Below are 10314 nucleotides of genomic sequence, written 5' to 3'. Positions count from 1 at the left end.
TTAGGAGATATTGTCAGCCCTATCGTGGAGCAAGAAGATTGGGACTGTCTAAAATGATCATCCTTGATACCCATATTTGGTTTTGGTATATCAATGAAAGTTTTGAGCAATTTCCCTTAGAATGGACAGCGCAGATTCGACCAACTGCTCGATGAAATCCTCAACACAGGAAAACCCCGGCTCTTCTGGTTTCTGTGTGGAAACGAGGTCTATACTGATAGAATATCCGCAAAATAGTCCTAAAAGTCTTGTCCAATAAGCACTTCAGGATTCCATAAGCAAAAATTATCACACAAAGTCGAGGAGAGCCAAACCCCTAGAAATTGAGCGCAACGGCAAACGATTAATCATTAGTCCCGTTGAAACCGTAGATAAATTACAAAAATTAATCTATCGTCCTCAAGCAATTATTGGCGATCCCGATGATCTTGTACAAATCAGTTGGAAGAGACAAACCTTGATTTACCTTGATACTCATATTGTTGTCTGGCTTTATGCAGGACTAACTGCTAAATTAAGCGATTGTGCCAAACATCTAATTAACGAGAATGAACTCTATATTTCGCCGATAGTAAGGCTAGAGTTACAATATTTATACGAAATTGGGCGAATTACTGAAAAATCAGACGACATTGTTCTATAATTAGTAAGTTGCCTTGATTTAAAGGTATGTAAAAAAGATTTTAATTTAATTATTAATCAGTCTGTCATTATTAACTGGACTCGGGATCCCTTTGATTGCTTAATTGTTAGTAACGCTTCAGTAGATAACCATATTTTGCTAACCAAAGATTATCACATTTTAAATCATTATGAAAATGCCGTATGGGATTAATCACAATCTATGGGAAATTTATCAAGCATAACGGCGATCGCATCATGACAATTACCAAATAAAGATAGACTCCCATGAATTAAGATCATAGTGCATAGTAAATGTTCGAGGAGAATCATCGGTGATCTCACCCAGTTAAAATCCTGACTCCTAGTGCCAACTTTAAATCTTGTAAAAAAAGTAATTTTTTGAGGAATTTTTTGTATCCCCACTGATTACCATAATAGAAAATTCTGCTAACCTCTATGTTGATGAGGCAACTTATGGAACAGTCAAAGGCTAAATCTTCTCGCCAACTCGGGGTAATATTAACCTCCATCGGCCACCAAAAACTGCACCGTGCGAAAGTGAATTGGGAAATAAAACAAAACACTCGCTGCACCTTAGACATTCTTAGCCAACAAACTGGACTGACTGCCAATACTCTCAGTAAAATTTTTAGTCGCTCTGTCGCCGTTGATAAACGTAGTCTGTGGGTCTGCTTTTCTGCCTTTAATCTCGATTTAGACGGTCAAGATTATTCATCCAGTTTTACCCTTGCCCACAAAGACCGCCAATTTTCACATCGGGGGATAAATATGAACTGTTAAAAAGACGGTGACAGCTAATAAAATCGCGCTGACTAGGGTGGGAATAGTCTCGACAATCGGCGCGGACTCGGATTTATCTCTTTTGGCCAAAACACTGACCAAAGCGCTGTGAAAGGGGCCGTTAATGCCACCGAGAAGAATTAACAGAAAACCGGGGGACGACACCTCGAAAGAAAACAACTGCATTGATCGATTCTACCTGTTTCTGTGTTCCCGTAGAAAAGCGATCGCAGATTCGGACGGGACAATTTTTAATTGTGGTGGTGGTTTCCCAATCTGCTCTTAGTCGTCATTGGATCGTGACTATATAGGGTTTGCTGAAAAAGTGTATTGGTGGGGTTAGGAGTCAGGAGTCGGTCGTCAGTAGCCGGTCGTTTCAGGCTTTGTTGCCCTTGGTTTTTGTACCAGTTTATGTACTATGAGAAGAATAATGCAAGGTTTTTGAATGTCCCAATCCTATTTTCGCAGCATGAACATCGGATTTTAACAGGTCAAAAGCCTTATTTTAAAAGGGTTTTACCATTATTCAGCAGACCCTATATACACAGCCAGAAAAATTACAGGGGGAATAATGGTATGGAAAAAAATCTAACTTTTCGCTATGACCCGACGGGAGATATTCTTTATGCAGATGTCTGTTCTCCTTATGCAGATCAAGAGTCGGAGGAGATTGGGGATGAAATTGTCGCTCGTCTAAATCCGACTTCTGGGGAGACTGAGAATTTGGAGATTTTATTTTTCTCGAAACGCTGGAATCAACCATTTCCGTTACAATTGCCGATTGATGCTGCTTTTCGATTAGTGGGATAATTGAATCCTTTTTTAAAAGGCGATCGCGTTAGTCAGCTTATGGATTATACCTTACGCGGCTCTGTCTGTCGTATTATTAGTGCTAGGAAGGCAAATCAACGTGAACAAAGAACATATCACCAGAGTCTCACTAGAAGAGTGGGCGAAAATGAAGGGTCAAACTGACTGGGCAAAGATTGATGCGATGACTGAGGAAGAAATCGAACAAAATGCCCTGAATGACCCTGATAATCAACCTTTGAACGATGAGTTTTGGGATAAGGCTGAGGTTATTTTTCCTGAAGTAAATATTTTGATTAAGGGGTAAAATTTCAAGATTTAAAAGGCACTTTACTCATTAACGCACTCTGCGGACTAAACCAAAAACCTTACTGATTAAGGCGGCAACGGCGACAATTCCAGCAATACCGGCCAAGGAACGAGTAGCTTTCTTAGTAATGACGACACCTCGAAAGAAAACAACTGCATTGATCGATTCTACCTGTTTCTGTGTTCCCGCAGAAAAGCGCTCTCTAGTGGTCAAATTTAATTTGACTGGAATGTGTAACACCCATTTCCCCACAGACATCCATATACAGCGTTTCTCATAAATATGAAGTATAAGCTAATTCGCTATCGACGCTCGACTCCCACCTGACCATTAAGATAACTGTTATCAGTAATTATGAGAAAATAAATCTCCATACTTAATTTTCTCGTGGCACAATAGAGACAAAGTATAAAAAACTTAACAATAAGGAGGGGTTCGATGGTTGCTACACCAGTCAAAACAAAACGTCTCACCGTGCAGGTGGCCGATCTCACCGCAGACACTACTGCTATTCGTTCCCTCGATTGGGATCGCGATCGCTTCGATATTGAATTCGGATTACAAAACGGTACGACTTATAATTCCTATCTGATTCGTGGGGAAAAAATCGCCCTTGTGGATACCTCTCACGAAAAATTCCGTCAACTATATTTTGATAGTCTCAACGGATTAATTAACCCCCAAGAAATCGATTATTTAATTATCAGTCATACCGAACCCGATCACAGTGGTTTGGTCAGAGATATATTGCAACTTGCTCCCAATATTACCGTCGTTGGGTCGAAAGTAGCAATTCAGTTTTTAGAGAATTTAGTTCATCATCCTTTTCAACGTCAACTGGTCAAAAATGGCGATCAGTTAGACCTAGGCAACGGTCACATTCTCGAATTCGTTAACGCTCCTAATTTACACTGGCCCGATACTATTTTTACCTACGATCACGGTTCGGGAATTTTATTTACCTGTGATGCTTTTGGAATGCACTACTGTTCCGATGATCTTTACGATGAGCAATTAAGTGCTATTGAACCGGATTATCGTTTCTATTATGAATGTTTAATGGCTCCTAATGCTCGTTCCGTACTAGCGGCGATGAAACGGATGGAACCCTTGGGTAATATTAATCTCGTGGCTAATGGTCATGGACCGGTATTAAAACATAATATTACCGAATTATTAAGCCATTATCGTGATTGGAGTCAGGCACAAACTAAGGCAGAAAAAACCGTCGCTGTTTTCTATATTTCCGACTATGGTTATAGCGATCGCCTCTGTCAATCTATTGCCAAAGGTATTACTAAAACTGGTGTGGCTGTAGAAACTCTAGACCTGAAATCCGCCGATCCCCAAGAGGTAAAAGAATTAGCTTCTTCCGCGGTGGGAATCGTCATCGGTACTCCCCCCGTTTCTGGTATTCATGCCCAAGAAATTACGGGGAATCTAGGCACAATTCTCGCCTCGGTTAACCCCAAACAATACCTCGGAATGTTTGAATGTCAAGGGGGTGATGATGAACCAATTTTACCTCTATTTAATAAGTTTCTCGAAGTTGGCTTAACCAAAGCTTTCGATCCCATTCGTAGCTCGGAAACTCCTAACGAGAGTCTCTATCAACGCTGTGAAGAAGCGGGGACAGATATGGGACAACTATTAACCCAAGAGGTAAAAGTTAGACAAAGAAAATCCCTCGATACTGACCTTGATAAAGCCATCGGACGGATTAGCGGTGGTTTATATATTATTACCACCAAGAAAGGAGACAGAAGCGGGGCAATGGTCGCTTCTTGGGTGACTCAAGCAAGTTTTGATCCTCCCGGTTTTACCGTTGCTGTGGCCAAAGATCGGGCGATCGAGTCTTTACTGCAAGTGGGGGATCAATTCATTTTAAATATTCTGGAAGAAGGCAATTATCAAACCCTGATGAAACACTTTTTAAAACGTTTCGGACCTGGGGAAGATCGTTTTGCAGGAGTCAATACTCGCACCGCTAATAATGGTTCCCCAATTTTAGCCGATGCCCTCGCTTATTTAGAATGTGAGGTAGTTAGTCGTATGGAATGTGCTGACCACTGGATTGTTTACAATAAAGTCGCCGATGGTCGCGTTTCTCAACCTGATAGTTTAACGGCTGTTCACCATCGCAAAGTCGGTAATTATTATTAGGATTCTTGCTTGATTTGACTGGTTGAGAAAATACAGATCAAGATGCTTGCTCTCAGCTTTTGAGATGGTTTAACCTCTCAACCAGTTAGTCAGCTTTTTCCAGTGATCAGTAAACAGTGAACAGTAATCAGTGAACCGAAAACTCATACTAAATCCGTTGAGTATAGGCTAATTATGAGAAGATGCACTCATGCAAAACGGAGAATAAATAATCAGTTTTTAATAACCGGATTTAGTATCACATCTGATCACTGATTACTTACCCACTGATAACTGATAACTGATAACTGATAACTGATAACTGATAACTGTTCCTATTGACTAACACCCGCAGATTTAAGGGCTTTTTCCATTAAAATTACATGGGTACTGCTTTCCTGTCCCTGGTTGGCAGCACGACGCTGAATATAACTGCCGTCGGATTGTAATTCCCATGCTTGCCGGTTATCTGACAACATAATGCCGAGAATTTCTTCTAGTTCCTTGGCGATCGCTGGTTCATCGATGGGTGTCACTGCTTCCACGCGACGAGTCAGGTTCCGCGTCATCCAATCGGCGCTACCAATATAAACCTCCTCCTGACCATCATTGTAAAAGTAAAAAATGCGGGAATGTTCCAAAAAGCGGCCGATAATGCTAATTACTCGGATATTTTCGCTTATTTCTGGCAATCCGGGTCGTAAACAACAGATGCCGCGAATAATTAAGTCAATCTGCACACCGGCACGAGAAGCGGCGTATAAAGCTTCTATAATCGGTTTATCGACAATAGAGTTCATTTTTGCGACAATGCGCCCCGTACCGCCATTTTTACAGTTTTTGGCCTCGCGATCGATCATTGCTAACATCCGTTTTCGCAAACTCACCGGAGCAATTAAAAGTTTGCGATAGGATTGCTGACGGGAGTATCCGGTCAGAAAGTTAAATAAATCGGTGATATCTGCCCCCAAATCCTCGCGACAGCTAAGTAAACCCAAATCAGTGTATAATTTGGCAGTTTTTGGGTTATAATTGCCCGTGCCAATATGGAAATAACGACGGATTTTATCCCCTTCTTTTCTGACCACGAGAACCACTTTCGTATGGGTTTTTAGACCAACTAAGCCATAAACAACGTGAACTCCGGCTTGTTCGAGCTTTTTCGCCCAAGTAATGTTATTTTCCTCATCAAAGCGTGCTTTTAGTTCCACTAACGCCGCTACCTGTTTCCCATTTTCCGCCGCTGCAATCAGGGAATTGACAATCGGGGAATCTCCGGAAGTACGATACAAAGTCATTTTAATCGCTAAAACATGGGCATCATGGGCCGCCTGGGCGATAAACTGTTGTACTGAGGCACTAAAGGAATGGTAAGGGTGATGAACGAGAATATCGTTATTGCGAATTAAAGTAAAAATATCTTCGCCATCCTGTTCTAGGATCCCGTCTTCGTTACCGTCAACTATTTCTCGCAATCCCTGTAAAACCGGTGGGGTGACAGGATTCCAAGGCGGATCTTTCAGTTCGGGACAGGGTAAAGACATAAAATAAAATAAATCTTTGTGTCCCAGCAGTCCATCCACATCGTAAACATCGATCTCCTTAAGTCCCAGATCGCGCATGATCCGGTTTTTAATATTGCTAGGGGTAGAACTGTGAATTTCCAGACGTACTGCCGATTTACCGATGCCGCGCTTGCGTACTTCTTCCTCGATCGCTAATAATAAATCATCGGCCTCATCTTCTTCGACGGAGATATCGGCGTTGCGCGTCACCCGAAAAGGATAACATTCTTGAATGATCATGCCGGGGAAAAGTGCCTCTAAATTGTGCATTACCACCTGTTCGAGCGGTACTCCGGTCCAAATCGAAGCTTTTCCGTCTTGGTGGCGTAATTCTTTGGATAATGCCAGAAAACGGGGGAAAACCTGCGGTACTTTCACCCTGGCAAATAGTTCTTTATCGGTGTCGGGATCGCGAACGACTACGGCTAAATTGAGACTAAGATTAGAAATATAGGGAAAAGGATGACTAGGATCCACCGCAAGGGGAGTTAAAACGGGGAAAATATTTTGTTCAAAGTAATCATGGAGATAATTGCGCTGTTCTTGATGTAAATCCACATAGTTAATCAGATGAATTCCCTGTTCTACTAACAGATTTTTCAGGGTGTATTCAAAAAGGTGATCCTGTTGCTGGACAAGGGGACGCAGACACTTACTTATCTCGGTTAGCTGTTCCGAGGCAGTCCTGCCATCGGCACTTAAAACGGCTACATTTGCTTCTACCTGTTGTTTAAGAACTGCCACCCGTACCATAAAAAATTCGTCGAGATTGGCACAAAAAATGGCGGTAAATTTTAATCTTTCTAGTAGGGGAGTCCGAGGATCAAGTGCCTCATGAAGCACGCGATGATTAAATTCTAACCAGCTTAATTCTCGGTTAAAGTAATATTGCGAATCTTTAAGATCGATTTCGGAAGTTACGGTAGGAGCTTTAGTCATAGAGTCTAATATCCAAATAGTAGATTGAACAGTTAGAAAGAAGCCACTTAAGCCTAAATTTGACTATTTTGGGCGTTTTTTAGGCTATATTGCCCCAGATTAACCAAAGTTACCCCGATTATCTTGGATGCTAATGCTACTGATTCTAGCCTGACCGGGGAAAAAATCAATTTATTAAAAGGTTAAGAAATCAATCCCGGCCGCTCAAGGTTAAATTAATCTTTCGGTGAAATTAGAGTGCAAGGAAGAAGAATAGGCATAATTTGCTGAGAATATCGTCTTTAAAGCCTTGCTTTGATTATAACACAAAGTCGAGCCGATTGGTTAAATCTATCATCTCAAACGTAAGGCAATAATCCGAATCAGAATATTTGATCAGGATGATGATTAGATTGCCAATTGACCATTAGTTGATATATTTGTGTTTGATAAAAATAAGATAACTCATAAGCTAATCTTAATTCTCTTTCTAAGACTTCTGTTTTAACATCATTAGCATTCCATGTACCTAAAACTTTACAGAGTGCGATCGCTAAAATGCTGATAAAATCGTGTCCACAATATAGCTGCCACGGATCATGATTTTCATCGCTAATTACCGATAAATCCTGTTTAATTTGCTGTTCATCTAAGGACAGTTTTTGAGAATGATTTTTGATACTTATAATTAATTCGTCAATATTTATTGACAGCTTCTCTTTGTCAATAAACTTACCAAACTTTAATCCTTCAAACTTTAAATCTAACCAGAAAACGGGTTTCTCCGAGAAACCCATTTTCTAGGTGACTTAATGCTTCTTTCCAGGGTTCATCATAATTGGCGGTTGTTGGGTTCATTTGAGTTGTCCGCTTACCCGTAGGTGTGAAGCGCCATAGCGTAACGCACCGATTTAATAATATCGGGGGGTAGCTGACAATTTTTAACACCTAACTACTTAATTAAACAAAGAAATTACCCACCGGAATGTTCCCTAAAGCTGGTAAAGTACCAGTAAATCCGGTGATATTTATTAATAAATCATTGCTGGATTGGAAGCCAGCCGTGCTATCATTAATAATTAGATAAGTTCCAGCTATCGCACCGCTTGTTACTTGCACTAAGGCAGCACTATTAACCCCTAATCCTTGATTACCTGTAATCGCTCCATTGGCATCAGTAAATACCTGATTGACCAAATTCTGTAAAGTGGTGACAGTGCTATTAGCAGCGCGACTGAAACTACTAGGCGCATTCATGGCAGTTCCAGCTTGAGTTAATAAATCAATTTTATCACTATTGATGGCAAAATCGGTGATACGATCGCTTGCGGATATGGTAGATTGGCCAAATTGGAAGATGAAAGTATCTGCACCTGTGCTACCAGTTAGAATATCAGCACCATTAGCACCATTAATTTGATTAATGCCACTATTTCCGGTAATTTTATTGTTACCAGCGTTACCTGTACCATTAATATTATTAGTCCCAATTAGTCTGAGATTTTCGACATTGTTGGGTAAGGTGCGAGTAATTGCGCTTTGTAGGGTGTCAGTAATAATTACTTGTCCAATTGCTTCGTCGGGATTGATGGTAGCATTAACCGGATTGGAGAGGGTGACGGTGAAGACTTCATCAGGTTCATTAAGGTTATCATTGAGGATGGGAATGCTAATAGTAGCGGTGGAAGTATTAGGTGCAATGGTGATAGTTCCGGTTTTGCTAGTGTAATCTACATTGGCGGTAGCGTTAATGGGTGCAGTGGTATAATTGAAGGTAATTGGTTGTGGATTGGGATTATCAACTGTGACGGTGAGGATGGCATTATTATCTTTACCTTCCACTACGGTGATGTCGTTGATGGAGAGTTGCGAGGTGACACTCGTATCGTCATTGGTAATTGTCCCCGTGGCTGCGTTGGGAGTACCAACTGTATAACCTGTCCCCGCAGCGAGGGTTAAAATGACAGTTTCATCACTTTCTACTATTGTGTCAGCAGTGGGGTCAACGGTTACGGTAGCAATCGCAGAATTAGCGTCGAAGATAACGGTTGTAGGAAGCAAAGTGTAATCGGTTCCGTTGGTTGCTGTCCCACCAATACTATAGTTAACCGTTAAGGGATTAGTTGTATCTCCTGTACGAATGAAGATATAGATGAGATTACTTGTCCCGTCTTCAGTAACACTACTGGGAGAAACTGCAAGAGTAATACTAGGAAGTATGACATCATCATTGGTAATTGTTCCCGTAGCTGCGTCAGGAGTACCTACTGTATAACCTGTCCCGGTCGCGAGAGTTAAAGCAACAGTTTCGTTGGGTTCAACTGTAGTATCAGCAGTGGGGTCAACAGTTACGGTAGCAGTGGATGAACCGGCAGCGAAGGTGACAGTATTGGTAGTCCCTGTACGAGTGTAGTCGGTATTGAGAGTAGCTGTCCCCCCGAGGGTGTAATTGACAGTTAAAGCATTTGTTGTTACACCAGAACGGGTGAAGGTATAAACCAGATTATTTGTCCCATCTTCTGTCACACTTGTGGGAGAAACAGCAAGAGTGATGGTGGGAAGAGTAGGACTAGAAACATAGCTAAAGTAACTAGCAGTTAGACTTAATGCTGTTTGATTGTTGATAACTGCAATGAGTTCATCTGGTTCGCTGCCTGGTTTGTTGATGTAGAGATTAGTCTTAGAACCAGAAACCGATAACAGATAGTCGCCACTTGAACCCCGTAGTTGAATAATATCATCAGTGGTGTTAAAGTCGGCAATTGTCGCGTAGTCGTTATTACCCGGAAGGGTGCTATTACCGTCATCATAGAAGGTCTTTGTCGTATCTGCAAGGATAAAGCGATCATTTCCTGTTCCTCCTTCTAAAGTATCTCGTTCTCCTGTACCGCTATTGGTTCCTTGTAGGGTGTCATTACCACTACCACCAGAAAGATTGTCATTACCGAAACCGCCAATAATTGTGTCATTGCCACCCCCACTTTCTACAGAAGCAGAACCTTGAAAATCTCCTCGGCTATCGGTATAGACTGTTCCTGTTCCGCTTAAATTAAAGTAATCGTTACCTGAACTACTCGTAATATTAGCTGATTCAATTTGTTGATAACTACCACTGTTATAGTCAGTGTAGTTAATGCTATAAGC

The 10314-nt window shown here is 41.3% G+C and carries 8 protein-coding genes and 2 pseudogenes; 5 read left to right on the top strand and 5 right to left on the bottom strand.

Annotated elements, in window-relative coordinates; all coding sequences use genetic code 11:
- The first annotated feature begins 457 nt into the window (after window positions 1-457).
- Window positions 458-643: a type II toxin-antitoxin system VapC family toxin gene (locus tag IM479_RS10525; RefSeq protein WP_287684487.1), complete on the top strand. Its 186-nt coding sequence runs from the start codon at window positions 458-460 to the stop codon at window positions 641-643.
- Window positions 644-1416: 773 nt separating this feature from the next.
- On the opposite strand, the pseudogene IM479_RS10520 reads toward IM479_RS10525, so the two are convergent.
- A pseudogene (locus IM479_RS10520) lies at window positions 1417-1660 on the bottom strand (murein biosynthesis integral membrane protein MurJ); the annotation flags it as partial.
- On the opposite strand from IM479_RS10520, the gene IM479_RS10515 reads away from it, so the two are divergent.
- The 3 genes from IM479_RS10515 to IM479_RS10505 all read left to right on the top strand — a co-directional run bounded on the left by IM479_RS10515 (window position 1611) and on the right by IM479_RS10505 (window position 2542).
- Window positions 1611-1736, top strand: a complete 126-nt coding sequence (locus IM479_RS10515; RefSeq protein ID WP_287684483.1) for a hypothetical protein — start codon at window positions 1611-1613, stop codon at window positions 1734-1736. The pseudogene IM479_RS10520 and the gene IM479_RS10515 overlap by 50 nt on opposite strands.
- Window positions 1737-2001: 265 nt before the next feature.
- A complete protein-coding gene (locus tag IM479_RS10510; RefSeq protein WP_287684481.1) occupies window positions 2002-2235 on the top strand; it encodes a DUF2283 domain-containing protein in 234 nt (77 codons plus the stop codon).
- 100 nt (window positions 2236-2335) lie between these two features.
- Window positions 2336-2542: a hypothetical protein gene (locus IM479_RS10505; protein ID WP_287684480.1), complete on the top strand. Its 207-nt coding sequence runs from the start codon at window positions 2336-2338 to the stop codon at window positions 2540-2542.
- Between the two features lie 42 nt (window positions 2543-2584).
- Here IM479_RS10505 and IM479_RS10500 read toward each other — a convergent pair.
- Window positions 2585-2803 (bottom strand): annotated as a pseudogene (locus tag IM479_RS10500) (murein biosynthesis integral membrane protein MurJ); the annotation flags it as partial.
- A gap of 180 nt (window positions 2804-2983) precedes the next feature.
- Here IM479_RS10500 and IM479_RS10495 point away from each other — a divergent pair.
- A complete protein-coding gene (locus IM479_RS10495; RefSeq protein WP_287684479.1) occupies window positions 2984-4708 on the top strand; it encodes a diflavin flavoprotein in 1725 nt (574 codons plus the stop codon).
- Between the two features lie 314 nt (window positions 4709-5022).
- Here IM479_RS10495 and ppk1 read toward each other — a convergent pair whose 3' ends face one another.
- The 3 genes from ppk1 to IM479_RS10480 all read right to left on the bottom strand — a co-directional run.
- On the bottom strand, window positions 5023-7191 hold the full coding sequence (ppk1, locus tag IM479_RS10490) for a polyphosphate kinase 1 (protein ID WP_287684478.1): 2169 nt from the start codon (window positions 7189-7191) through the stop codon (window positions 5023-5025).
- Between the two features lie 362 nt (window positions 7192-7553).
- Complete coding sequence (locus IM479_RS10485; protein WP_287684477.1) at window positions 7554-7967, bottom strand: DUF4435 domain-containing protein; 414 nt, start codon at window positions 7965-7967, stop codon at window positions 7554-7556.
- A 163-nt stretch (window positions 7968-8130) separates the two neighbouring features.
- Window positions 8131-10314, bottom strand: a 2184-nt coding sequence (locus IM479_RS10480; protein ID WP_287699394.1) for a beta strand repeat-containing protein, incomplete at its 5' end; no start/stop codon positions are given.

The sequence above is a fragment of the Microcystis sp. M165S2 genome (assembly GCF_020245885.1).
Classification (GTDB): domain Bacteria; phylum Cyanobacteriota; class Cyanobacteriia; order Cyanobacteriales; family Microcystaceae; genus Microcystis.
Note: the sequence above shows the minus strand (reverse complement) of the source record. Positions and strands in the feature narration are given on the sequence as shown.